Below are 22,981 nucleotides of genomic sequence, written 5' to 3' on the forward strand. Positions count from 1 at the left end.
ACACCCGGTGGGGCGATCCGGGGGGCTAATACACAATCGGTTTACCGGGGCGGCGGGGGGCCCCGCGCCGTGCCGCCGCACGCGCCGCGCCCGGCGGGGGCCCGTCAGCCCGCCGGGAGCGTCGGAGCGTCGCCCGTCGCCACAGACGACCGGGGCTACCACACGCATACAGCCTGAACGGATACTGTCAGCCGCCATGAGCGTCAAGGTCGAGGTCGCCACAACCGTCAACGCCGAACTTGTCGAGGCGTTCGACCGGTTGCTGCCTCAGCTCTCCCGTAACGCCGCGCCTCTCGACGCCGACGCTCTCACCAGGCTTGTCGAGTGGCCAGGTAACCAGTTGCTCGTCGCTCGCGTCGATGACCGCATCCTTGGCGTGCTGACGCTGGTGATGTTCCCGATCCCAACCGGTCTGCGCGCGTGGATCGAGGACGTGGTCGTCGACGAAGCCGGTCGCGGGCAAGGTATCGGCGCTGACCTCACCACTGAAGCGATCCGCCTGGCTCACCTGGCCGGAGCACGCACCGTCGACCTCACCTCTCGCCCGTCCCGCCAATCAGCCAACAGGCTGTACGAGCGCCTCGGCTTCCAACTCCGCGACTCCCAGGTCTACCGACACGTCCCGTAGCCGACGGCGGCGCCACGAGGTCTCTGTAACGGCGTGCGCCAGGCGCGGCCAGACAGCCGACGTCGCACGGCGAGAACCGGCGCCTACCGCCGTCAGTGGCTAGGCAGGGGTGGGTGAGGTGCAGCCGTGGAGGTGCCTTTCCAGGTAGTCCGGCAGACCTTGGCTGCCGCCAGGCTCGCCGTCGATCGAGGCGCAGGTGTACGTCGTCAGCGGCGGGCCGCCACGGCCGAACGCGTCCTGGCTGGTGTCAACGACGACGGTGATCAGGCCGCTCGGGTCGCTGGTGAGGGTCATGGAGATCGGGTCGCCCTCGGTCGTCGGGGAGACGCTGACGAACGTGGCGACCTGCCGCCTGACGACGGCCTGGACGAAGCAGCGGCGTGGTTCGGCGGCGTGGACGGCATCGTACGACAGTCGTTCGGTGCCGCAGTCGAGACCGATGACCGACCGCGTGGCCACGGGCGGCCGGTCGAAGCGGTCGGAGCTGCCCGTCGACCCGGTGCACCCCAGCAGCGAAGCGGCGACGGCGACCGCGCCGCCGGTGACGCGCGGGAAACGACGATTCCGAGTCACAGCGGCTTGGACGTGAGTGTCAGGCGCACGGTTCCACCGTCCTGGTCACGGGTGAACCGCGCATCGCAAACGCCCGCGCAGTGGCCGAACCTGCTGCGCTCGTTCTTGGGCCTGCCGCGGCGGGGAAGGAGAGCGGTGGGTCACCGCAGGCGACGAAGCGCGACAGACCGGCCCACATCTGCGCGGACGGTGGCAGACTGGTCGCGTGGTCGACGGGGGCGACGGATACGCCGTGGCAGGCGAGTCCCGGAGCTGGGATTTTTTCATTTCCTACACGGCGGCCGACGAGGCGTGGGCGGAGTGGATCGCCTGGCAGTTGGACGAGGACCGGTACGAGGTCCTCCTCCAGGCCTGGGACTTCGTCCCGGGAACGAACTTCATGAACAGGATGCAGCTCGGCATGCAGGGCGCGCGACGCACCATCGCTGTGCTGTCGACCGCCTACCTGTCATCGGTCTACGGAGCGAGCGAATGGCAGGCAGCGCACTCTGCCGACCCTCGCGGCTTCGAGCGCAAGCTCCTGCCCGTCCGCGTCGAGGACTGCGCCCGGCCAGGTCTGCTCGCCCCGATTGTCTCCATCGACCTCTTCGGCCTCGACCCCGACAGTGCCCGCAGCCGCCTGCTCAATCGCGTCCGCCACGCAGTGGCCGGCACCGCGAAGCCCATCACGCCCCCCGGGTTCCCCATCCCCGGCGGGAGCCCGCCAGCCTCGGAACCCGTGTTTCCCCCCGGCCAGCCGCCCCCCGTCGACCCGCCAGCCGGCCCGCGAACGCTCGCCGAGCCGGGTGCGCCCGATGAGGCGATGACCGCGGGACCGGCCGGGGCGGCGGGAGCCGATCCAGGTGGTGCGACGGCCCAGGCGCCGGCGGAGCCACCGTCGGACCAGGTAGTCCTCAGCACCCTTGCCGACGAGTTTTCTGATCGCGCCGAGGCCCAGAGGCTGGTCGAGCGGGCAGGCCTCGTACGTGGACGCCAGCCCGGCTGGGGCGTCCTCAGCGCGGAGGCTTTCTGGTCGGAGGTCCACCGACTGTTCGTCGGCGGCGCCGTCCGCGGCGGATGGGCGAATGTCCTGCGGGAGGCCTACCAGCTCCGCCCAGGGAACGCGGTCCTCGCCGCAGTGGCGAGGGCCGCTGGCATAGCAGGCCCGCCGTCCGACGATGCTGAGGCTCGCCCGGCCGGAGACATCCCGCGTGGCATGGCGCCGAATGCCGCTGGGATCGCGGTCACGGTGAACGACGGACAGGGCCTGGCGCGGCGTGGCAGCGACCAGCGTGCCCGGGAAACCGGCGGAGGCGAGGTCCCGGTCGCGGAAACGGGACTGACACCCGCCGACATCCGGCCCCGCCGTCGCTACCGGCGGCCCCTGATCCTCATCCCCGTGATACTCGTCGCCGCGACGATGGCAACCGTGATACCTGTCCTCGCCGTCGAACTTACGGGCGGCGGGCCAGCCGCCACCGGGACACCGGCCGGCGTCGCGGTCGGCTCCGACGGTGTGTACCTCACAGACAACGACAACAACAGGGTTCGGAAAGTCGACGGGGCCGGCGAGGTCAGTGCCTTCGCGGGCACAGGTGGGTCGTCGTTCGCCGGCGACGACGGCCCGGCCACCGCGGCGCAACTGGGTTACCCGAACGGTGTGGCGGTCACCCACGACGGAATCGTCTACCTCATCGACAACACCAACAGCCGAGTCAGGAAGATCGACAAGGCGGGGGAAATTACCACCGTCGCCGGCAATGGTGGTCATGGGTTCTCCGGCGACCGCAAGGCAGCCATTCTTGCCGAACTGGGCGATCCCGACGGTCTCGCGGTTACCCGCGACGGCACGCTCTATATCTCAGATCGGCTGAACAATGTAGTCAGGGAGGTCAAGGACGGGATCATCACGACTGTGGCCGGTACCGCCTCCCGTAAGGGAGGCTTCTCCGGGGATAATCTTCCTGCGACCCAGGCGCGCCTGAACAATCCAGCCGGCCTGGCCATCGGCCCGGATAGTGCGCTCTACATAGCGGACCCCGGCAACCAGCGCGTCAGGAAGGTTGATCCTTCGGGGAACATCAGCACCGTGGCCGGTGGTGATGCGCGCGGTTTCGGCGGCGACGGTGGTCGGGCCGTGGACGCAAAGCTCAGCGATCCCCTCGGAGTCGCGGTCTCCAGCAATGGAACCCTCTACGTTGCCGACTACCGCAACAACCGGATCAGAAAGATCGACGAGCACGGTATGATCAGCACCTTTGCCGGTACGGGCAAACCGGGGTTCTCCGGCGACGACGGCCCGGCCGCGAGAGCCGAACTTTACGGCCCCGCCGGGGTGGCGCTTGCCGGTGACGGCACCCTCTACATCTCCATCCTTTACAAACACGAGAACCATGTCCGGAAGGTCGATCCGGCCGGGCAGATCAGCACCCTCACCGAGTAGGTCTCCGCACCCACCGGGTTTTCCACGTCCCAGCCACTCCAGGGCTGCTCGACCTGAGCCCGTCCGCGCAGCCGCGGGCCTGATCGCGACTTCAGTTGCCAATTGATTGGACCCGTGGCCGCTGCACGACCACCAGGGCACGCAACCGGCGATCGCGCCGCCCGGGCTGACCCTGGCGGGCCCGGGTTGGACGCCGGCGTCAGCTGCCCGGCCCCGTCGCCGATTCGCCTCACCGGGTGGGAGCCCGAGGCGCTGGCTTCGCGCTCAGGGTGACGAGAACCGCGCTGTCGAGGTGGTGGTGATCCGCCATGCGCCCTGTTAGGTTTATCCGGAGGATTTCCCTCCATTTGCGGCGCTCCTGACGGCTGGCGCGCTTGACGAAAGGATGGCCGCCATGTCGCAGGACGTCGTCGCCGACGGTCAGCGGACGCGCGCCGCGCCGGCGAGCGCGGCTGGCACCGCGACGGGCCGACGGGGAACCCGTGGTGGGCGCTGGTGAGCGTCGCTCTAGGTGTGGTCATGGTCGGGCACGAATCAGATCCAGCGGCTTGATCTGGTGTTTCCGCAGCTCACAGGCCCACTGCCCAGCCTGGCGGCTCTGCCGGACGCTTTGGGTCGAGGCCTTGAACCGCGATGGCCATGGGACGCACCGGAGAGGACCGGCCATCCGAGTTCAGAGCTGGCGGCGTAACCAGTTCACCCGGGCGGCCCGGGCGGCTCTGGAGACGGCCGCCGTCGGTGCGATCAGATCAGAGCCGTGGAAGGCGCCGGGCCACACGTGCAGTTCCGCCGACCCGCCGGCCGCCCAGATCGCGGCGGCGTAGGCGACGTTCTCGTCACGGAACGTCTCGGCGGAGCCGACGTCGAGGAATGCCGGCGGCAGGCCCGAAAGATCGGTGGCCCGGGCGGGCGCGGCAAAGGGGCTCACGTCCGGCCCGCCGGCGGCGTCACCCAGCAGGGCTGCCCAGCCTGTCGCGTTCGACGTCCGGTCCCAGATACCAAGGCCGGCCATCTGTCTGGCGGACACCGAGTCGTTGCGGTCGTCGAGCATCGGGCCGAGCAGCAGCTGCCCGGTGAGTGCGGGGCCGCCGCGGTCGCGGGCCATGAGCGCGAGCGCGGCGGCCAGCCCGCCGCCGGCGCTGCTGCCGCTGACCAGCAGTCGGCCGCTGTCGACACCGAGCTCGGTGAGCTGCCCGGCGGTCCAGACGAGGCCGGCGTAGCAGTCGGTGACCGCCGCCGGGTAGGGATGTTCGGGCGCGAGGCGGTGGTCCGGCGAGACGACGACGAGTCCCAGCTCGGCCGCCCAGTCGAGCGCTTCGTGCAGCCCGGTGCGGGCGTTGCCGAGCACCATGCCGCCGCCGTGGATGAAGTAGACGGCGGCCGCGGGCACGGCGACGCCGGTCGGCCTGCACACGAGGAGGGGCACGTCCGGCTCACCCGGGGCGACCGGTGCCGCAACCGTCTCGACGGTGAACACGCCGGAGCGGGCGAGATCCTCGTCCGACAGCGCCGTCGCTGCCAGCCGCGCCCGGAAACGTTCGATGTCCTCGGGGCGCATCGACTGGGGCACGAGGCCGGCGAGGGCCTCGAGGATGGGAGCGAGCTCCGCGTCGAACGGGACGGGCGGCCCGACGGTCGCGCCGGGCCGCTCGGTGTCGATGGTCCGTTCTCCTGCGGAGGTCATGGCGCTCTCCTGCATGTCCGGGGATGGTCTGCCGGCCTGGGCCTGATACGGGGTGCTCACCCGATGATGTAGTCGTCGCGGTCGAGATGACGGGTCCAGGCCCAGTAGGTCGCCAGTGGCCAGGGCGACAGGGTGAACACCTTCCCTGCGGCGTTCTTGTAGTGGCTGTGGGTGATCGACGGATGCGACCAGACGAGCTGGGCGATCTCGGCTTCGTAGCGGTCGACGTACTCCTTGTGCGCCTGCGCCCGGACCTCGCAGGTCGTGGCACCGGCGGCCAAGGTCTGCCGGAGGGCATCGAGTGCATAGTTGATCTGGAACTCGGCGTGAAAGAACAGGCTCGCGCCCGCGGCCAGGTTCGTCCCCGGCCCGTAGGCGCAGAACAGGTTCGGGAAATCCGGGATGGTGATGCCGAGGTAGGCGGTCGGCTCGTCGCCCCACCGCTCCCGCAACGACACCCCCGCGCGCCCGACGACCTCCATCGACGCGAGGAAGTCGTTGTGCCGGAAGCCGGTCGCGTAGCAGATGACGTCGGCCGGGTGGAAGACGCCGTCGGTGGTCTCGACGCCGTCGGGGTGGATGCGGCGGATGCCCGTGCGCACCAGGTCGACGTTCGGGCGCCGCAACGTCCGCAGCCAGGTTCCGTCGTCCTGCAGCACCCGTTTGCCGATCGCTGGGTAGTCGGGGGTGATCTTCGGTAACAGGTCGGCGCGGTCGCCGATCACCGAGGTCATCCAGCCGAGCAGCGCCTCGGCGCGCTGGGCGTTGCCCGCGTTCACCGACCGGGACGTCGGGTCGTCATGGCCGGGGTCGACGCGGTACGGCTCCACGCCGGAAGCGATGCCGGAATACGACATGAGGAACCTGAACCAACGGCCGTAACCGGGCAGGTGGCGTAAGGCCCAGCGCTCCCCCGCCGGCGCGGGCTGGTGGTACAGCATGTTCGGGATGACCCACTGGGCGGTCCGTTGGAAGATCGCCAGCTGTTCGACGTCTGCGGCGACAGCCGGGCCGATCTGGAAGCCGCTGGCCCCCGCGCCGATCAGGGCGAACCGGGTGCCTCGGACGTCAAGGTTCGCCGGCCAGCGGCTGGAGTGGAACGACGGCCCGGTGAAGCTGTCCATCCCGGGCAGGTCGGGCAGCCGCGGGATGTTCAGCGAGCCGACGGCCGAAATGACGAAGCGCGCCGTCAGCGTCTCCGCGGCGCCGTCCGGGCCGGTGACGTCGATGCTCCAGCGCGCGTTCGGCTCGTCCCAGGCAAGCCGGTCGACGCGGGTGTCGAACCGGAAGTGCGGCCACAGCTCGTACGTGTCGACGACGGCGCGAAAGTACGCCGCGAGCTCGGGCTGCTGGCAGTAGTACTCGCTCCAGGGCGTCGGCTCGAACGAATAGCAGTACTGGTGGCTGGCGACGTCGACACGGGCGCCGGGATACGTGTTCTCCCACCAGGTGCCGCCCGGGCCGGCGTTCTTCTCGAGGATCGTGAAGGGCAGCCCGGCCTGACGCAGCCGGATCCCGGCGAGGATGCCGGCCATGCCACCACCGACGACGACCACTGGCGACGCGTTCCTCACCTCGGCGGGGATCTCGTCCCCCCAGGTGACGGCGCCGCGGTCGTGGCCGTCGAGCCGCAGGTCGTCGAGCAGCAGGCCGGCGAGGTCGCCCTCGACCGGCTCCGCGGCGGCGAAGGCCAGCAACTCACGCTGCAGCTCGGGCGAAAGGTGCGCCGGCACACAGCCGGCGTCGCGGTAGGCGACGATGGCCGGCACGGCGCGGGCGCGGATCTCGGCCTGCTGCTCGGCGGATAGGCCGCTCTGGATGTCCAGATTGTTCGGCCGGCGCGGCCGGATCTCGCCGCGGATCCAGGCGGGATCGCCGGTCAGGTGCACCAGCGCGCACATCAGCGCTGGGACGCTGACGTCGGCCAGCGCGGCCGTGATCGCCTCCGCGTCGTCGGTCAGCGGCTGCGGGGCGAGTGGGTCGATGGTCACTGTTGACTCACCTCCTGGCGTGACGTGGGCCTCGGGCGACGATGCCGGTCAGCCGACCGGCACGCGGCCGGCGGTCTCCCCACCGTCGACCTTCAGCTGCGCCCCGGTGACAAACGTGGCGGCGTCCGAGGCCAGGAACAGCACCGCCTCGGACACCTCGTCCGGCCGGCCGACACGGCCCGCGGGCAGGGTCGCGAACCGGTCGGTGTTCTCGGGCACGGGCAGCATGTCGGTCGCGATCGGCCCGGGGTGCACCGAGTTCACCCGGATGCCGTACCGGCCGAGTTCCAGCGCTGCCACCTGCGTCAGCCCTGTCACACCGAACTTCGAGGCCGCATAGGAGCCGTGCGCCCAGTACGGCCGCAGCCCGCCGGTGGAGGACACGTTGACGATCGACCCGCCGCCGCTCGCCCGCATCGGCTCGACGACAGCGCGCATCCCGAGGAAGACCCCGCGCAGGTTCACGGCGATGATCCGGTCGAACCAGTCGTCCGTCTCGTCTTCCACCGTCGCCAGGTGATGGATCGCCGCGTTGTTCACCAGGACGTCGAGCCGGCCGAACTCGGCGAGGGTGAAAGCCAGGACGTCGTCCCACGAGTCCCGGTCGGCGACGTCGTGCCGGCGAGCGCGCGCCGCGCCACCGAGCTCCTTCGCACCCTGCGTCACCTGGTCGACCAGCACGTCGGTGAGCACCACCCGGGCGCCCTCCTCGACGAAGCGCCGCCCGTGCGCCGCGCCCATGCCGCGCGCCGCCCCGGTAATGATCGCCACCTTGCCGGCCAGCCGGCCCTCAGTCCTGTCCACCGTGTCTCCGCTCCGGGCGCATCCTCGGGACCACAGGTCCCACCTCGCGGATACTAGATACTGGATAAAGTATGCGCCCTCGCTGTCACGCGTCGCGGCGGTTCAGCAGGTGGCGGCCGGTGACGAACGGCAGGTCGGTGTGGTTGACGATGCCGGGTCTGGCCGCGACTACGTGGGGAATCGCGTTGATGGCGGGCATCGCGGTCGGGCCGGCCGACGCGAAGTGCGCGCTGCCGATCGGCGCGAGGCGTACCTGGACGCCCGGGTCGCCCTCGATCTCGAGAACGTAGCCGTTCTCGACGGGCCAGTTGGGCGTCATCTGGTCGCCGACCTTCCAGACGAACCGGCACTCGATCAGCGACCGGCCAGCGGAGATCCCGGCGATGACGCCCTTGAAGCCGGAGATCTCGCCCTTCTTCAGCTGCATGAAGCCGAAGTCGACGTCCTGCGTGGCGGCGGCGAACTCGGCGGTGAACCGGACCTCGTCGAGGTCGACCGCGAGCGCGTGCGCGAGGACGCGGATCTGCTCCTTGAACGACCCGCAGTTGACCTCGATCATCCCGGGCGCGGCCGGGTCATCGGGCAGCAGGCCGATGCTCATGGCCCGGAACATCCGCTCGTTGGCGTAGCCGCTCATGTCGAGCGACTCGAGGATCGAGATTCGGTCGATCCGGGTGCACATCGCGCTCGCCGCGAGCACGGTCATGCCCATGTGGCCCGGGTAGACGCCGGTCGTGTAGAGCGAGGATCCGCCGCGCTCGCAGGCCGCCGCGAGCCGGTCCCTGACGTCCTCGCCGTAGCCCGCGCCCGCCAGCATGTACATCGTGGACACGATGTTCACGCCGGCCGAGAGGATCCGGTCGAGCTGGTCGAAGTCCGGCCGGAAGGCCATGTAGGCGACGCAGTCCGGCTTCAGCGCCAGCAGCGCGTCCACGTCGTCGGTCGCGGTGATCCCGATCGGCGCGATCCCGGCGAGCTCGCCGACGTCGCGGCCGACCTTGTCCGGCGAGTGGGCGTAACAGCCGACGAGCTCCAGCGCGGGATGTCCGACGAGCCCGCGCACGGCGGCGGTGCCCGTCTTTCCGGTCGTCCACTGGACGACGCGTAGCCTGCTCACAGCGACTCCCTCTTCCGCGTCCGGGCGTTCCTACCGGGCCTGCCGCTCGGGCGGCCGGGTCGAGGTCTCCATGAGCGCCCGCCAGGTCAGCGTCACCTCGCCGCGCGGCATCGCCAGCGACCTCGTCGTGATCCACTCGTCGAGGGGCTTGGACCAGGTCACCGGGCCGTTCGGCAGCCCGTCGTAGAGCGCGATCGCGACCTGTTCGGGCTCGGTCGGGTTCACCAGGCCGTTGCGCATCCGGTCGAGCAGGTCCTCGGAGTCGGCCTTGTCGCACAGGGCCGGATCGAGGGTGTCCTTGAAGGCGTTGAAGTTCGGCGACGCGGTCGCGCCGACGAGCATCGCGGTGACGTCCACGCCCTGGTCGCCGAGCTCGCCCCACAGCGACTCGGCGAGGATCCACTCGAAGGCCTTGCCCGCGTTGTAGGTGGCGCTGGTGACGGCGCCCTGGGTGCCACCGGTCGAGCTGACCAGCGAGATCCCGCCCCGGCCGCGCGCGACCATCCTGGGCGCGAACAGGTTGAGCAGGATCAGCGGCGTCGCGCAGTTCGCCTGCACCGACCGCAGCTGCAGCTCCAGCGGGTGGGTGAGGAACAGCCCGATCGGCGCCACCGCCGCGTTGTAGACGAACAACCCGATCTCCAGGTCGTCCGTCGCGGCGGCCACGATCTCGCCGATCTCCGGATCGGTCAGGTCCGCGGCTAACTCGCGTACCTCGACGTCGTGCGTCGCGCGCACCTCGGCGGCGGTCGCGGCGAGCGTCTCGGCGCCGCGGGCGTTCATCACGACGTTCAGCCCACGTGCCGCCGCCTCCAGCGACAGCGCCCGGCCGATACCCATCGACGCGCCGGCGATGAAGGCCCAGGGCCCGTACTTGTCCTTGAACATGTCTCTCCTACTGGTCCGTCGGCGCCGGCGAACGGCGCGCAGGGGGCTTGCGGTCCGGGAGTAGCAGCAGTGGGGTCAGGACCGCACGACGGTGGACGGCTACGCTGGCCGCCTTCGTGATGGCCGTTCTGCACGAGGATCTCGAGGCGGCTGCGTCACGAGGCAGCTCCTTTCAGCTGAGCGTCCGCACGGGCCGTGCCCGTGGCAGCGGGCTCCAGGTGCGCGACGAGCAGGTCGACCAGCGCGGCGCGCTCGCGGGAGGTGTCGAGCGGCTCGCGCGTGGCCAGCTGGCCGAAGACGAGCCCGCGCAGCGTCGCCCAGAGCAGGTGGCCGACGGCCCGGGCGTCACCGCGGTGCTGCCGTTCGGCGATCAGGTCCTCGCCGAGGCGGGCCAGCTCGGCCGCGATCAGGGCGAAATGCGCGCTCGTCTGCGCGTCACGCTGGCTGCGCGTCGCGACGGCGATCTCCAGGCTCGCTCGCGACGACGGTGTGCAGAACATGGCCCAGGCGGCCTCGACGAGCGCGCTGACCTGCTCGCGCGTGGAGCCCGCCGGCACCCCGACGGCGGCCATCCGCTGGCGCAGCTCGGCGAAGCTCGCCTCGACGACCGCGGTCAGCAGACCGTTACGGTCACCGAAGTGGTACTGGATCACACCCCAGGTGACGCCGGCCCGCTCGGCGATGTGCTGGCCACTGGCGGCGGCGAAGCCTTCCTCGACCACGCAGCGCACGGTCTCGTCCATGATCAGAGCCCGCGTCCGCTCGCCGCGTTCCTGCGCCCCGCTCGCGGGCCGGGTCGGCGGGATCGGCCCGACGCGACGCGTACGCGGCGTCACGACATGAGTCCGTACGCCTGCGCGACCGGAAGCTCGGACAGATGCGTGAGCCCCGGAGGCGCCGCGCACACCGCGGGGATCGCGTTCACGGCCTTGGCCGCGGTCGCGACGACCCCCGCCTCGTTGTGATCGATGGACCCGCCGCCGACATGCGTGTTGATCTCGACACCCGGCACACCCTTGATCACAACCCGGTGCACGCCAGGCCGCCCCTCCGGCGGAAACGGCCACTCGGGCGCGGCCTCGGAGGTCAGCCGGTTCACGTGCTCCATGACGATCGCGGGGCGACCGCCCACGATGCCCTCGACGGCAAAACGGGCCGCCGCGACCTGGCCTGGCTCGACGGTCATCATCGCGCAGGTGATGGTCTGGGTGGCGGTCCAGGTCTCGTGACGCTCGCGGAGCTCCTCGACCCGCACCCCGAGCTGGTCGGCCAACAGCCGGACGGGACCGCCCCAGATCGACGCGAGCACGCCGGGCAGGAACAGGGTGGGCACGACGTCCGGCGGGGCGCCGAACCCGAAGCTCGCGCCGGTGAACTCGGCGTCCTCGTACGAGCCGTAGTCGAAGATCTCCTGCACCAGGATCTCGTCGGCCCGCTCGGTCAGGCTCAGCGCCGCGAGGGGCAGGAGGTCACCGGAGAAGCCGGGGTCGATGCCGTTCACGTACATGGTGCTGCCCCCAGCCGCGCAGGCCGCCTCGATCGGCTCGCGCAGCCAGGCCTCGGCGTGGGGTGGATAGACGAGCCAGACCAGAGACGTCGCCACGACATTGGTGCCTGCGGCGAGGAAGGCCGTGATCTCCGCCAGGGCGGCCTGCGGACGCGTCTCCGCCTGCGACGTGTAGACGACGCAGTCGGCCTTCAGCGCCAGCAGCGCCTCGAGGTCGTTCGTCGCCACGATGCCGGTCGGGGTCTCGAGGCCGCAGAGCTCGGCCGCGTCCCGCCCCACCTTCCCGGGACTGCTGGCGTGCACCCCCACCAGTTCCAGACCAGGCCGGTTGATGATCGAGCGTAGGGCGTGACGCCCGACGTTCCCGGTGGCGAACTGAATGACCCGCAGTGACATGCCCGCTCCAGAAGGTGCGCCCAGGAACCTCTGCGCGGGCATCATAAACAGCTTTATGGTTTCGCTGTCCAGCGGTCGCCGCACGACGGCGGCGCTTGGCATCCTGTCCCGCGTATGTTGAGGTCGACCTCGACATCGAGGGTGCGCAGAGGGAGCGGCATGACGGAAGCCGTGGACATCATCGCGATCACGGCGGTGCAGAACGCCTACGCGGTCGCGATCGACCGGCGGCAGTGGCCCGCGCTGCGCGACTGCTTCACCGCCGACGCGACCATCAGCTTCGGGATGTCCCTCCAGATCGGGACCCTGGCGGAGTTCCTGGACTGGGCCGTGGACTTCCACACCCCCCTCGGCCGGACGCTGCACCAGATCACCACCCATCAGGCGCAGGTGCGGGAGTCGACCGCCACCGCCTCGTGCTACCTGCACGCGGTCCTGGTGGAGGCGGGGCGGGAACGGGCCACCTCCGTCTTCGGCCGCTACGACGACGAGCTCATCCGCGTCGAGGACCGCTGGAGGATCCGGCAGCGGCGCTTCCGGCCGGCCTGGCTGACGACGTCCGCGCCCGCGGAAAGCGCGGCGGGCTGATGCGCCCCGCCGTCCGGCTGGGCGCCGTGCTCCCGCAGGCGGAGATCAGGCCGAGCGACCCGCGGGCCGTGCGGCTGTTCACCGAGCACGTCGAGCGCCTCGGGTTCGACCATCTGATCGCCTACGACCATGTGCTCGGCGCCGACTCGGCGAGCCGCCCGGACTGGGCCGGCCACTACGACCACACCACGCCGTTCCTCGAACCGCTGACACTGTTCGCGTACCTCGGCGCCACCAGCGGCCTGGAGCTCGTCTCCGGTGTGCTCATCCTGCCGCAGCGCCAGACGGCGCTCGTCGCGAAGCAGGCGGCGACCGTCGACGTCCTGCTGGGCGGCCGGCTGCGGCTCGGCATCGGCATCGGCTGGAACGAGGTCGAGTACGACGGGTTGGGCGTCCCGTTCCGTTCCCGTGCGGCCCGTCTCGAGGAACAGATCCACCTGCTGCGCCTGCTGTGGACCCGGCAGGTCGTCGACCACGGAGGCCGGTTCGACACCGTGGACCGGGCAGGTATCGCGCCGCTGCCCGTCCAGCGGCCGATCCCGCTGTGGATCGGCTGCGGCGACGCCGACGTGGCGCTTGACCGGGTGGGACGGCTCGCCGACGGCTGGATCCCGCACCCGACCCTGGGCGGAGGGAGCCGGGTGGCGGCCGCCTGGGCGAAGGTCCGCGCCGCGGCCGAAGGCGCCGGGCGGGACCCTGACGCGCTCGGCCTGCAGGGCCAGGTCCGACTGACGGCGAGCAGCCTCAACGAGGTGACCGGCCGGGTCGAGCGCTGGATCGAGCTCGGTGCCACCCATGTCGCCCTCAACACGCTCGAGGCCGGGCTCAGCTGGCCGGACGACCACCTCGACCTCTACGCGCGCGTCTGCCAGGAGTGGTAGTTCGGCCTGGACCTGCGATTAGGGGGAGCCTGCCCGGCTTCCTGTAGCGGGCCGAGGAGCTTCGCAACGGGCTCGATGTCGGGAGCGCGACCGGACGACCTGGCGTCCAGGAGCCGACTGCAGCGGGACTCTTCGCCCACCCCGACCTGCACTTGTTACATGACGGTTTCCACACCTCCGCCCGTTCGTGCCCAGGCACAGGCCGGCGCCCGTACCGGTGGGCTGCCACGGCAGCGTGGCGACGGCCGGCGAGCCGTTTCCCCGTGCTCGCGCCGCGCCATCCGGCGGGCCGCCCCGGTGATCCGCGAGCTGAGGCCCGACGACGGGTCGATCCTCGGCGAGGTGTTCGCCGGCCTGTCCGAGCGCAGCCGCTACCTGCGCTTCCACTCGCCCTTGCACCGGCTCTCCGACCGGTTCCGCGCGGCGCTGCTCGACGTCGACGGCCACGACCGGCTGGCGCTCGTCGCCCTTGTCTGCACCCCGGACGGCCCTCGCCCGGTCGGCATCGTCCGTCTCGCCCGCACCGGCCCCGACGACGCGGACATCGCCATCGCCGTCGTTGACGCGATGCACCGCCAGGGCATCGGCCGCCAGTTGCTGACCGCGCTCGGCGACCGGGCCGTCGAGCTCGGCCTGACGCGGCTGACCGCCGAGATCCTCCCCGAGAACACGGCCGCCGCGGCGCTCTTCCGCTCCGTCTTCCCGCACGGCCCCACCCGCCGGGGTGGCGGCATCCTCACCCTTACCTGCCACCCGGCCGAAGACGCCCATCCCTCGTCCTGAACGGCGCCGCCGCGCGGGCGACCACCGCCCCGCCCATCGGCGCGGCCTTCCGGACCGCGCCCTCGTGGCCTAGGCCGGGCTGAACCGATTCGCCAGCGCGCTGAGCGTGGCCGAGATCCCGTCGCCGTTTCTCGCCGGGTAACCAAAGAGCTCGAGGGATCTCGCGCCGCGCGCGCGGGTGTAGTCGAACGTCTCGGTCACCCGGGTCGCGCCCGCGCCGACCTCCTCGAGTTCCCACCGCCAGCGGTGGCCGAGGGGGTGGCGCCACTCGATCACACGGCCCTCGTCGAACTCCGTCACGGTCGACGTGATCCGGTAGGGAAAGCCGAACTGCTTCATCCCCACGCTGAAGCGAGCCCCTTCGCTGAGACGGTCCGGACCACTGACCCGCGAGTCCCGCACGGTTCCCGAACCATCGAGCTCCGGGTGGCGCCGCGGGTCGGCGACCAGATCGAAGATCAGGACGGCGGGCGCCGACACCACCGCCTGCCGTGCCACTTTGCGCTTCCCGACCGAGACCGTCGTCACCACCGCGTCCGCCATGGATCAACTGTAGGCGAACCGTCCACGCCCAGGAATCGCTCGCCGGGCCGAAGTACTTCGACAGCCCGCGGCCCTGAAGGATCAGCAGGTCCGATACGTGTAGCCGTCGCTCCCCGCGGGGACGACGTCTCGGTCGCGCCTCACGATCGAAATCGTTTTCATCCAGCCGACGCACGCCTTCGCGAGCCCCCTGTCGCTGTACTCGACGTCGTAGACACGATCGTCGTACGCGGCGGCGAAGTCCGCGCATTCGCCGTAAGTACCGCATTCCTCAGTCACGGCGAAGTCGAAACCGACAGCCGTACGCTGGCCGAGAAGTTCGGCCGTGTTCTTCTGGCCGACAGCCAGACCGTCAGCGTGCGCCCGCCGGGCGACCAGTTCGGCGAACGCGGCGTTGTCCGCCTCGGTGAGGAGGCCCTCGGCACGTTCGAAGGAGTCGAGGTTGTCAGGCTCGACGGCCTGGAAACCGGAGGCGGCACAGCCGTCGACCCAGACGGCGACCACAGCCAACAAGGCGGCGCGTCTGGCAGCCGTGGACGTGTCCAGAAGAGCCTCCCCCCAGTCCCGGTCGGCAACCAGACCGTGATCACCGCGGCGCAGGAGAAGCTCAGGATGATGAGCCTGCCACCACTCCAGCGCGTCAGGTTGCGCCTGGAACGCATTGACGTAACAAATGTTGTAAAGGCCCGCGACCGGCGCGGCTGTTCGGTCCCGTGACACCACCCGCACCCCGCCCAACGGGGTGTAAGGACCCCCGAGCTGATAGTCGAAAGGCGCACCAACCGGGGGCAACACGACACGGGCCCGCTGGTCGCCGACAGGGCCGGGAGACGGTGCCGGGACAGCTGGCGGCGGACCGGCGGAACTCGCGGCCGCCGACGAGACGTGGACGCCGGCCGTGGCTTCACGATCTGGACGAGGGTCACCAGCAGAACAGCCGCCGGCCGAGACGCAGAGACACACAGTCGCCAGCGCCACCGCGCCAGCCCGGTGCACCCTGCGGCGAGCGACGCAGCCGATCACGTCCCGACCGGCCGCCCGGCGAACCCCGCCAACCGTAGCCTCATCCGGAGCCTCCACATCAAACTCAGGTCGCCAGGACTGGGCGACTTCTCCCTCGCCGAGGAGGTCACCGAGGAAATAATCCTGCACCATTCAGGCATCGTTATGTATTTTTCACGAACACGCCGACCAGCACGGCGCAAAACGGGTCAACGGACCATTCGGGCCCCTCCGGACTAGGATCGCAGTCGATCACCGTCGATCAGGGTCTGCCGAGTTTCGGCGGCGCCGCGATCCGTGAAGGTCGCTTCTGAATCGGAGGCCCGATGCCCTCGGACCTGGGAAATTCATCGCCGTTTCTCCACGAGAAGGACGGGCGGCGGAAGACATGGGCGCGCGCGCTCCGGGCCGTTCCGGCCGTCGCGCTGGTTTTCGCGGTCCTCGCCGTGCCCGGCCAGGCGGAGGCCCTGGGGGATCCCAAGATCTACGTGGCCAACAACTCGGGGAACTCGGTCTCTGTGGTGGACGCCGGCAGCAACACGGTGGTCGCCACCATTCCCGTCGCCGAGCCGTACGACATCGCCACCACCAGCTCTCCCACGCCCCGGGCCTATGTCACCAGCTCCGCGGGCACCGTGACGGTCATCGACACGACGCGCGATGTGATCGTCGGGACCATTCCGGTCGGCGGTCAGCCCACCGGGGTGGCGATCTCCAACGACCTCAGGCGCGCCTACGTCACCAACTACGCGGCGCCCTACGTGACCGTGATCGACACGACGACGAACTCCGTCGTCGGCACCATCCCGCTCGGAGCGACCTCGATGGACATCGCCATCCTGGACGCCAGGACCTACCACGTCGCCTACGTCACCAACTACGAGGAGGGCACCCTCTCGGTCATCGACCTCACCCACAACACCGTCGCCGGAGCGATCCCGGTCGGCCTTTTTCCAGATGGCGTGGCCGCGAGCGACGATCTGTCCAGCCCGCGGGTGTACGTCGCCAACTCCGGCGAGACAACGCTGACGGTCCTCGACGCAAAACTGGGCATCACCACCGTCAACCTCGGTACCCACGCCCTCCCCAGGAGCCTGGCCATCGACACCGACGCGTTCCACCCGCGGGTTTATGTCGCCGGCCCCGCCCTCCAGCAGACCGTCTTTCCCACCGTCACCTTCTACCAGGACGCCGTCGCGGTCATCGACGCCGACACCAACAACGTGGTGCGCAGACTCGACAGCCCTTCGGCGACGGCTGTCGCGATCTCCGAAGGTCTCGCCAGCCCGCGTCTCTACGTCCTGACCAGCAATCCGAACGTGATGAGGGTGTTCGACCCCGAGACCGGGGCGACCGTCGCCACCGTCCCCGTCGGCGCCGGGCCCATCGCGCTGGCGATCCAGAGCTGAGGCCCTCAGGGGACGTCGATCGGGAGGCAGTCGGCGATGTGCTTCCACGGGATCGCCATCCCGGATCGTCCTCTAGAGCAGTGCGCCGGCGAGTTCGCGCCACTCGTCGCGGGTGAGCCGACCGGTGCGCGTGGCGGCGCTCGCTCCGGACACGAGGACCTGGACGACGACGTGGTCCGCACCCGCGTCGAGATGCTCTCTCACCCGCTTGGCGACCTGGTCGGCGCGGCCGCGTGCGACGAGTGCGTCGACGAGCCGGTCGCTGCCGTCGCCGGACACGTCGGACTCGGTGAAGCCGAGGGCGAGCAGGTTGTTCACATAGTTCGGAAGCCGCAGATAGTAGGCCACGGTCGCGCGCGCCAGCACTCTGGCCTCGGCCGGGTCCGCGGTGAGGACCACCTTCTGCTCCGGCGCCAGCAACGGCCCGGCACCCAGGATCTCGCGGGCGGAACGCGTGTGGTCGGGGGTGGTGAGGTACGGGTGCGCCCCCGCCGATCGTTGCCCGGCCAGCCGGAGTGCCTTCGGCCGGAGCGCGGCCAGCACCCGGCGGTCGGCGGGCACCGGTCGCGGCGCGGCGTCGAGCGCGTCGAGGTAGTCGGCGAGGAACCCCAGCGGCCGGGAGTAGGTCCGGCCCAGCGCCTGCACAACCGGTCCGTGACTCGCGCCGAGCCCGAGCAGGAAACGGCCCGGATGGGCGTCGTCCAGGCGGTGATACCGGGCCGCGAGGTCCTCGGCCTCGACCATCCACACGTTGACGATGCCGGTGGCGACCACGATCCGACCGGTCGCGGCGAGCAGGCGCTCGGCAAGCCCCAGCCCCGGGTCAGCGGACCCGAGCCACAGCGCGCCGAAACCGAGCGAGTCCAGCTCGGCCACCGCCTCCCGCGCGCCGTCGACCAGCGTGCCGGATCCATCGGTCCAGCCGAAGGACGAGCTCCAGATACCGATCCGGCCGAGGTCCAGCGTCACGGGGCGCTCCTTTGCCATTTGCTCGGATTCGGCTGACCGCCAGCGGTCCAGCCCTCAGTGTTCGATCAGGACCGAACACTGCGGACTGTACGATACGGATCGAACACCTGCCAAGCGTCGGAAGGAACCGTGATGACGCCCGCGGCGCGACGCGCACAGAACCTGCGGCACACCGACCCCGACGACGTGGCCCTGCAGGACGCGCTCGACGCCCTGGCCGACCCGGTCCGCCGGTCGATCCTGCGGACCCTCGCCGGGGAGCCGGAGTTCTCGCGAGCCTGCGGAACCTTCGACCTCCCGGTCTCCAAGGCGACGGCGAGCCACCATTTCGCCGTACTGCGCGCCGCGGGCCTGCTGGAGCAGGTCGACCAGGGCTCCCGGCGGCTCAACCGCCTCAGGCAGGCCGAGTTCGACGCCCGTTTCCCCGGCCTGCTCGCCCTCGTACTCGCCGAGCCCGCCACCCGCCAGGCCGGCCCGGCGGAGTGATCGCCGTTTTCGCCCCCAGGTGGTCGTGAATCGGGTCTTCTCACAACCATTCGAGGGCCGAAACGGCGATCAGGTTGAGGTTCCGGAGCGGCCAGACCTTGTCGGAGGCGGCACTGTTCAGCTGGCGGCTCGGCGGGTCCGCCGACGGCGGCCGAGCGCGAGGCCCGCGGTGGTGAGGCCGAGGCCGACGGCGAGGGTGGCGGCGTTGAGGAGCCAGTAGGTCGCGTTGATGTCGCTGGGGGTGTCCGCGTGAACGACGATGGTCTGCACCGCCAGGACGACCGCGAAAAGGATGACGGTGGCGAGGTAGGCGGTTCGACGGCTGGCGAGGTAGACGCCGATCGGAACGGTGAGCAGCAGCATCGCGATCTGGGCCATGACGGTCTCCTTTGCTACGGGTGGGGTGGCTGGCCGACGCGGCGCCGGCAGGCGGTGGGGGCTCGTCGCTGGCCGGAACCCGCTGAATGGCAGCGGTGATCGCGCCGCCACGAGTGCACGCTACTACACTTGTAGTCGAAAATACTATGGGTGTAGTGTGCATTTGTGGCCGGCCGACGGGATGACCTTCTGGACGCGGCGATCGACCTGCTCGGGGAGCAGGGAGTTCGCGCGTTGACGCACCGGGCTGTCGACGCCGCGGCGGGGCTGAGCGCGGGGTCGACGTCCAACTACTTCCGGACCAGGGAGGCGCTGTTCGACGCGATCGTGGAGCGGTTCGCCGCGCGGGAGCGGGCGAACTGGGAGGAGCTGGCCGCCCGCCTGGAACCTCGAACGACCACGGACCTGGCCAGAGCGCTGGCCGTCTTCGCCCGCGACAGCGCGGGCCGCGACCGGGCGCTGACCCTGTCCCGGTACGCGATCCTGGTCGAGGCCTCCCGCCGCCCCGAGCTACGGGCGCAGCTCGGGGCCACCGGCGCCCGGGTGAACACCTGGTTCGTCACCTGGCTGCGCCTGGTGGGCTCGACGGACCCGGACCACCACGTCCACGTCGTCGGCAACTACCTGACCGGACTCGTCCTGCACCAGCTGGCGATCCCCGATCCGGACTTCGACCCGACGGCGCATCTCGACGCCCTGCTGGCGTCGCTGATTCAGCACCAACCCGAGCGGGGATCGCGGGACACCGGCTCCTGAGGCACTTGGGCGCAGGGCACCCCGACGCGTTGGACCGATCACGGCGGCGAGCATGACCCGCCCTTTGTCTCACCGCGCCGCCCGGACGGTCGCGACACGGACACCAGGCACGGACACCAGGCACGGACACCAGGCACGGACACTCCGCAAGGTAGGGAGAACTCCCATGCACGCCGACGACGTCTGGCAGGCCATCGACACCCAGCGGCTACGCGTCGCCGACCTGCTGGAAAAACTGACCGACGACGAATGGCGCACGCCCTCGCTCTGCGACGGCTGGACCGTGCGGGATGTCGCGGCCCACCTGACCCTGCAACAGACCGGGCTGGGCGGAGCGCTTCGGATGGTCGCCCGGTCGCCGGGCGGGATGAAACGAGTCATCCACCGTTCGGCGTGCCTGCGCGCGGCGATGCCGACGGAGCAGATGATTGCCGAGATCCGCGGGATGGTCGGCTCACGGAAACACAACGCGGGGGTCACCTGTCAGGAGACCCTCATCGACATCCTCGTGCACGGCCTGGACATCGCCATTCCGCTTCAGAAGCCGCTCGCCGTATCCCCCGAAGCCGCGGCCGTCGCCGCCGACCGGGTCTGGTCCGTCGCCTTCCCGTCCTTCGGCTACCCGTTCTTCCCCAGGAAACGGCTCAGGGGGCTGCGACTCACCGCGTCCGACACGGAATGGGCCGTCGGTGAGGGAGCGCCCGTCGACGGCCCGATGGACGCCATCCTGCTACTGCTCACCGGCCGCCTCGCCGCCCTGCCACGACTCTCCGGCGAAGGGACACACGCCCTGCGCGCCAGACTCACACCCGCCCAGAAGCCCTGATGACGCTGTCTCCGGCGAGTCGACCAGCAGGCGGCGCGGCGGTACTCGTCACTGGAGCGGAGCGCCGCACCAGTAACCGTCGCGGTCGAGATCTGCCGGCGGAGGGACGACCACGATGTTGCGACCCGCCTGGTCGACCCTGATGAATGCGGCGCAGAGCACCGGCTGTCTGGGCTTGGTCAGGTCGACCGGGGGAATCAAACCGCCGCCGGTGAAGTCGGTCACCTTACGCAGATTCTGGATGAACGCCTGCCGTGTGGGGCAGGCGCCGGCGAGTTCCAGGCCCTGAATCATCTCGTCCGCGGCCCCGTAGCCGGCGACGGCGAGCCCATCGGTCGGGTCCGGCAGTTCCGGGGCATAGATGTTCATCGCGTTCAGGTATGCCTTCGTCGCCGGGGAGCTGTCGAAGGCGAAGGTTGACAGAAACGACATCCCGGCCATGTCGTCGCCGCGTTGGGCGAGCAGACCAGGGGTGACGCCGCCGGAGTTCAACGCGACCTTGATCTTCGCCCCGAGCGCCCTGGCCTGTGCGTAGACATCGATTACCGCGGTGGGCTGGGTGGCACCGATGAGCGTGTCGGCGCCCAGGTCCTTGAACCGCTGGGCGACATAGGCCGTGCTGGTGATCTGCGGAGTGTAGGTGATCTCGCCGACGACGCTGACCCGCCGGCTCCGCAGGCTGGGAACGAGCTGCATGGCGAAGTTCTGCGAGGCCTGAACGCTCGGGTCGACGACCACCAACGCCTTTGTCCCGCCCTGTCGGCTGACGTAGTCACCATAGACGGAGGTTCCTCCGGCGTTGAACAGATTGGTGCCGGTGAAGAGGTTGCCGTAGTCGCCCCACCTCGCGCTCGTGGCTGTCCCGGTGACCGGGATACCTTCCCGATCCAGCCAGTCAGCCGAGTCCTCAAGGACGATCGACGTGGCTATCAGGCCGAAAACCTGCTGGTTGTCGACCAGGTCGTGCGCGACCCGGGAGAACTTGTCGACCTCGGACTGGTCGTCACCCCATACAAGGTGGATCCTGCGACCGTTCACACCGCCGCGGGCGTTCTGCTGGTCGATGCGAGCCTCGACTCCGTTACGAGCCGGCCCGAACGTCCTGGCGATCTCGGCGATGCCACTGTCGGGATAGATGAGGCCGATCTTGATCGAGGTACCTGTCACGCCGGGCACTCGCGTAGCGCACCTGACCGCCCCGTCCGCGGTCCCCCGCGAAACCGTCCCGCAGGCGGTCAGGGTCGCGGGTAATCCGACCAGGGTTGCCGCGATCGCCGCGATACCGGCTCTCGCGCGCAGACGGCGAAGGCTCATAGGCCCTTACTCCGATCTGAGGAACGGTCCGTTGCGCTACCGCCGGAGAGACTAGATCCTGGCTTCTCCGGGACGTCCGAGGACGGCGCCCAGAACCGCTGTCGCCTCCTCCTTCTCGCGCTTGCTGACCCTCGCGTCTCCCATCAGTGTGGAGCCATGGAAGGTACCGGGGAAAAGATGCAGCTCGGTCGGGACACCGGCAGCGAGTAGTGCCTGAGCATAGGCGATGCCCTCGTCGCGCAGCGGGTCGAACTCCATCACCGATATGTAGGCGGGCGGCAGGCCGTTCAGGTCGGTCGCCCGCGCCGGCGCGGCGTACGGCGAGACGTTCTCCGTTCCAGGGATGCCGTCACCAAGGTAGGCGTTCCAGCTGACGACGGCGTTGGGCCGATTCCAGACCGGAGTGTCGACGAACTGGCGCATGCTCGGCGTCGTCAACCTGTCGTCGAGCTCAGGGATGGCGAGAAACTGAAAGCACAACGCCGGTCCGCCGCGGTCGCGGGTGAGGAGCGCGAGCCCGGCGGCCAGACCACCGCCGGCGCTGCGGCCGTAAACGGCGACGCGAGCCGGGTCGACCCCGAGCTGGCCGACGTTTTTCGCGGTCCATTCCAGTGCGGCGTAGCAGTCCTCGAGGGCCGCCGGGAACGGGTCCTCCGGCGCGAGCCTGTAGTCGACCGACACCACGACCACGCCCAGCGCGCGGACCAGGTGCCGACAGTTCTCGTCATCGATGTCCACGTTACCGACCATGAAGCCGCCGCCATGGATGTTGAGGACCGCGGCGGTCGTCTCGCTCACCTCAGCCGGGCGGTAGACCCTGACCGCGACGTCGGGTTCGCCTGGCGGACCGGGAACACGTAGGTCCGTTGTGTGGACGCCCTCCGTGTCCGACTGTATTGCGCCCATAAACTCGTTGATCTGCGATCGGACGGCGGGTAGGTCGGAGTAGTCGGTGGCCGGCAGCAGCTTGATGATGTCGGCAAACTCGGGATCGAACCGATAGCCCATCTTCACTTCCTTCGTCGAAGTCTCATCC

General features: G+C 70.1%; 23 protein-coding genes. 9 read left to right on the forward strand and 14 right to left on the reverse strand.

Going from position 1 to position 22,981, the window contains the following annotated elements; genetic code table 11:
- Positions 1-196: 196 nt before the first annotated feature.
- Positions 197-628 (forward strand): GNAT family N-acetyltransferase, encoded by a 432-nt coding sequence (locus tag I6A60_RS04800; protein WP_203012206.1) that lies wholly within the window; start codon positions 197-199, stop codon positions 626-628.
- Positions 629-727: 99 nt separating this feature from the next.
- Here the strand turns inward: I6A60_RS04800 and I6A60_RS04805 are convergent, their stop codons facing one another.
- Positions 728-1,201, reverse strand: coding sequence for a DUF4362 domain-containing protein (locus I6A60_RS04805; RefSeq protein WP_203012205.1), 474 nt, complete (start codon positions 1,199-1,201; stop codon positions 728-730).
- Between the two features lie 205 nt (positions 1,202-1,406).
- Between I6A60_RS04805 and I6A60_RS04810 the strand changes: the two genes are divergently transcribed.
- A complete protein-coding gene (locus I6A60_RS04810) occupies positions 1,407-3,623 on the forward strand; it encodes a TIR domain-containing protein (protein WP_203012204.1) in 2,217 nt (738 codons plus the stop codon).
- 673 nt (positions 3,624-4,296) lie between these two features.
- Here I6A60_RS04810 and I6A60_RS04815 read toward each other — a convergent pair.
- From I6A60_RS04815 to I6A60_RS04845, 7 genes are all read right to left on the reverse strand, one after another.
- Positions 4,297-5,307: an alpha/beta hydrolase fold domain-containing protein gene (locus I6A60_RS04815; RefSeq protein WP_203012203.1), complete on the reverse strand. Its 1,011-nt coding sequence runs from the start codon at positions 5,305-5,307 to the stop codon at positions 4,297-4,299.
- A gap of 56 nt (positions 5,308-5,363) precedes the next feature.
- Positions 5,364-7,298: an NAD(P)/FAD-dependent oxidoreductase gene (locus I6A60_RS04820; RefSeq protein ID WP_307873534.1), complete on the reverse strand. Its 1,935-nt coding sequence runs from the start codon at positions 7,296-7,298 to the stop codon at positions 5,364-5,366.
- 48 nt (positions 7,299-7,346) lie between these two features.
- Positions 7,347-8,102, reverse strand: a complete 756-nt coding sequence (locus I6A60_RS04825) for a glucose 1-dehydrogenase (RefSeq protein WP_203012202.1) — start codon at positions 8,100-8,102, stop codon at positions 7,347-7,349.
- Positions 8,103-8,187: 85 nt separating this feature from the next.
- Positions 8,188-9,219, reverse strand: coding sequence for a dihydrodipicolinate reductase (locus tag I6A60_RS43355; RefSeq protein WP_203012201.1), 1,032 nt, complete (start codon positions 9,217-9,219; stop codon positions 8,188-8,190).
- A 30-nt stretch (positions 9,220-9,249) separates the two neighbouring features.
- Positions 9,250-10,107, reverse strand: a complete 858-nt coding sequence (locus I6A60_RS04835) for an SDR family oxidoreductase (protein ID WP_203012200.1) — start codon at positions 10,105-10,107, stop codon at positions 9,250-9,252.
- 155 nt (positions 10,108-10,262) lie between these two features.
- Positions 10,263-10,943: a TetR/AcrR family transcriptional regulator gene (locus tag I6A60_RS04840; RefSeq protein ID WP_203012199.1), complete on the reverse strand. Its 681-nt coding sequence runs from the start codon at positions 10,941-10,943 to the stop codon at positions 10,263-10,265.
- Positions 10,940-12,010 (reverse strand): dihydrodipicolinate reductase, encoded by a 1,071-nt coding sequence (locus I6A60_RS04845; protein WP_203012198.1) that lies wholly within the window; start codon positions 12,008-12,010, stop codon positions 10,940-10,942. Before I6A60_RS04845 ends, I6A60_RS04840 begins: the two co-directional genes overlap by 4 nt.
- A gap of 159 nt (positions 12,011-12,169) precedes the next feature.
- Between I6A60_RS04845 and I6A60_RS04850 the strand changes: the two genes are divergently transcribed.
- The 3 genes from I6A60_RS04850 (at position 12,170) to I6A60_RS04860 (ending at position 14,262) form a co-directional block, all read left to right on the forward strand.
- Complete coding sequence (locus I6A60_RS04850) at positions 12,170-12,598, forward strand: nuclear transport factor 2 family protein (RefSeq protein WP_203012197.1); 429 nt, start codon at positions 12,170-12,172, stop codon at positions 12,596-12,598.
- Entirely contained in the window at positions 12,598-13,479 is an 882-nt protein-coding gene (locus I6A60_RS04855; protein ID WP_203012196.1) for an LLM class F420-dependent oxidoreductase, read from the forward strand. The genes I6A60_RS04850 and I6A60_RS04855 overlap by 1 nt, the downstream gene beginning before the upstream one ends.
- A gap of 159 nt (positions 13,480-13,638) precedes the next feature.
- Complete coding sequence (locus I6A60_RS04860; protein ID WP_238434795.1) at positions 13,639-14,262, forward strand: GNAT family N-acetyltransferase; 624 nt, start codon at positions 13,639-13,641, stop codon at positions 14,260-14,262.
- Between the two features lie 69 nt (positions 14,263-14,331).
- Here the strand turns inward: I6A60_RS04860 and I6A60_RS04865 are convergent, their stop codons facing one another.
- Together I6A60_RS04865 and I6A60_RS04870 are read right to left on the reverse strand one after the other, a co-directional pair.
- Positions 14,332-14,805 (reverse strand): SRPBCC family protein, encoded by a 474-nt coding sequence (locus I6A60_RS04865; protein WP_203012194.1) that lies wholly within the window; start codon positions 14,803-14,805, stop codon positions 14,332-14,334.
- 81 nt (positions 14,806-14,886) lie between these two features.
- Positions 14,887-15,768: an endo alpha-1,4 polygalactosaminidase gene (locus I6A60_RS04870; protein ID WP_203012217.1), complete on the reverse strand. Its 882-nt coding sequence runs from the start codon at positions 15,766-15,768 to the stop codon at positions 14,887-14,889.
- A gap of 365 nt (positions 15,769-16,133) precedes the next feature.
- On the opposite strand from I6A60_RS04870, the gene I6A60_RS04875 reads away from it, so the two are divergent.
- Complete coding sequence (locus tag I6A60_RS04875; RefSeq protein ID WP_203012193.1) at positions 16,134-17,216, forward strand: YncE family protein; 1,083 nt, start codon at positions 16,134-16,136, stop codon at positions 17,214-17,216.
- A gap of 72 nt (positions 17,217-17,288) precedes the next feature.
- On the opposite strand, the gene I6A60_RS04880 is transcribed toward I6A60_RS04875, so the two are convergent.
- On the reverse strand, positions 17,289-18,185 hold the full coding sequence (locus I6A60_RS04880) for an LLM class F420-dependent oxidoreductase (RefSeq protein ID WP_203012192.1): 897 nt from the start codon (positions 18,183-18,185) through the stop codon (positions 17,289-17,291).
- A gap of 132 nt (positions 18,186-18,317) precedes the next feature.
- On the opposite strand from I6A60_RS04880, the gene I6A60_RS04885 reads away from it, so the two are divergent.
- Entirely contained in the window at positions 18,318-18,671 is a 354-nt protein-coding gene (locus I6A60_RS04885) for a helix-turn-helix transcriptional regulator (RefSeq protein ID WP_013425133.1), read from the forward strand.
- 117 nt (positions 18,672-18,788) lie between these two features.
- Here I6A60_RS04885 and I6A60_RS04890 read toward each other — a convergent pair whose 3' ends face one another.
- Entirely contained in the window at positions 18,789-19,049 is a 261-nt protein-coding gene (locus I6A60_RS04890) for a hypothetical protein (RefSeq protein ID WP_203012191.1), read from the reverse strand.
- A gap of 165 nt (positions 19,050-19,214) precedes the next feature.
- On the opposite strand from I6A60_RS04890, the gene I6A60_RS04895 reads away from it, so the two are divergent.
- The gene (locus I6A60_RS04895) at positions 19,215-19,805 is read left to right on the forward strand and encodes a TetR/AcrR family transcriptional regulator (RefSeq protein ID WP_203012190.1); all 591 of its coding nucleotides are present in this window, start codon (positions 19,215-19,217) and stop codon (positions 19,803-19,805) included.
- 166 nt (positions 19,806-19,971) lie between these two features.
- On the forward strand, positions 19,972-20,631 hold the full coding sequence (locus I6A60_RS04900) for a maleylpyruvate isomerase family mycothiol-dependent enzyme (protein ID WP_203012189.1): 660 nt from the start codon (positions 19,972-19,974) through the stop codon (positions 20,629-20,631).
- A gap of 48 nt (positions 20,632-20,679) precedes the next feature.
- On the opposite strand, the gene I6A60_RS04905 is transcribed toward I6A60_RS04900, so the two are convergent.
- Both I6A60_RS04905 and I6A60_RS04910 read right to left on the reverse strand, forming a co-directional pair.
- Complete coding sequence (locus I6A60_RS04905; RefSeq protein ID WP_203012188.1) at positions 20,680-21,945, reverse strand: ABC transporter substrate-binding protein; 1,266 nt, start codon at positions 21,943-21,945, stop codon at positions 20,680-20,682.
- Between the two features lie 51 nt (positions 21,946-21,996).
- Positions 21,997-22,953 carry an alpha/beta hydrolase gene (locus tag I6A60_RS04910; RefSeq protein WP_203012187.1) on the reverse strand — a complete coding sequence of 319 codons (957 nt, stop codon included), beginning with the start codon at positions 22,951-22,953 and terminating at the stop codon, positions 21,997-21,999.
- Positions 22,954-22,981: the final 28 nt, after the last annotated feature.

Origin of the sequence: Frankia sp. AgB1.9, from assembly GCF_016786355.1 — a bacterium.
Taxonomy (GTDB): domain Bacteria; phylum Actinomycetota; class Actinomycetes; order Frankiales; family Frankiaceae; genus Pseudofrankia.

What these genes read in the sequence shown, in the direction of transcription:
- I6A60_RS04800 (WP_203012206.1), top strand. Translation starts at nt 197, where the DNA reads ATGAGCGTCAAGGTCGAGGTCGCCACAACCGTCAACGCCGAACTTGTC.
- I6A60_RS04815 (WP_203012203.1), bottom strand. Translation starts at nt 5,307, where the DNA reads ATGACCTCCGCAGGAGAACGGACCATCGACACCGAGCGGCCCGGCGCG.
- I6A60_RS04835 (WP_203012200.1), bottom strand. Translation starts at nt 10,107, where the DNA reads ATGTTCAAGGACAAGTACGGGCCCTGGGCCTTCATCGCCGGCGCGTCG.
- I6A60_RS04845 (WP_203012198.1), bottom strand. Translation starts at nt 12,010, where the DNA reads ATGTCACTGCGGGTCATTCAGTTCGCCACCGGGAACGTCGGGCGTCAC.
- I6A60_RS04850 (WP_203012197.1), top strand. Translation starts at nt 12,170, where the DNA reads ATGACGGAAGCCGTGGACATCATCGCGATCACGGCGGTGCAGAACGCC.
- I6A60_RS04855 (WP_203012196.1), top strand. Translation starts at nt 12,598, where the DNA reads ATGCGCCCCGCCGTCCGGCTGGGCGCCGTGCTCCCGCAGGCGGAGATC.
- I6A60_RS04860 (WP_238434795.1), top strand. Translation starts at nt 13,639, where the DNA reads ATGACGGTTTCCACACCTCCGCCCGTTCGTGCCCAGGCACAGGCCGGC.
- I6A60_RS04865 (WP_203012194.1), bottom strand. Translation starts at nt 14,805, where the DNA reads ATGGCGGACGCGGTGGTGACGACGGTCTCGGTCGGGAAGCGCAAAGTG.
- I6A60_RS04875 (WP_203012193.1), top strand. Translation starts at nt 16,134, where the DNA reads ATGCCCTCGGACCTGGGAAATTCATCGCCGTTTCTCCACGAGAAGGAC.
- I6A60_RS04885 (WP_013425133.1), top strand. Translation starts at nt 18,318, where the DNA reads ATGACGCCCGCGGCGCGACGCGCACAGAACCTGCGGCACACCGACCCC.
- I6A60_RS04890 (WP_203012191.1), bottom strand. Translation starts at nt 19,049, where the DNA reads ATGGCCCAGATCGCGATGCTGCTGCTCACCGTTCCGATCGGCGTCTAC.
- I6A60_RS04900 (WP_203012189.1), top strand. Translation starts at nt 19,972, where the DNA reads ATGCACGCCGACGACGTCTGGCAGGCCATCGACACCCAGCGGCTACGC.
- I6A60_RS04905 (WP_203012188.1), bottom strand. Translation starts at nt 21,945, where the DNA reads ATGAGCCTTCGCCGTCTGCGCGCGAGAGCCGGTATCGCGGCGATCGCG.
- I6A60_RS04910 (WP_203012187.1), bottom strand. Translation starts at nt 22,953, where the DNA reads ATGGGCTATCGGTTCGATCCCGAGTTTGCCGACATCATCAAGCTGCTG.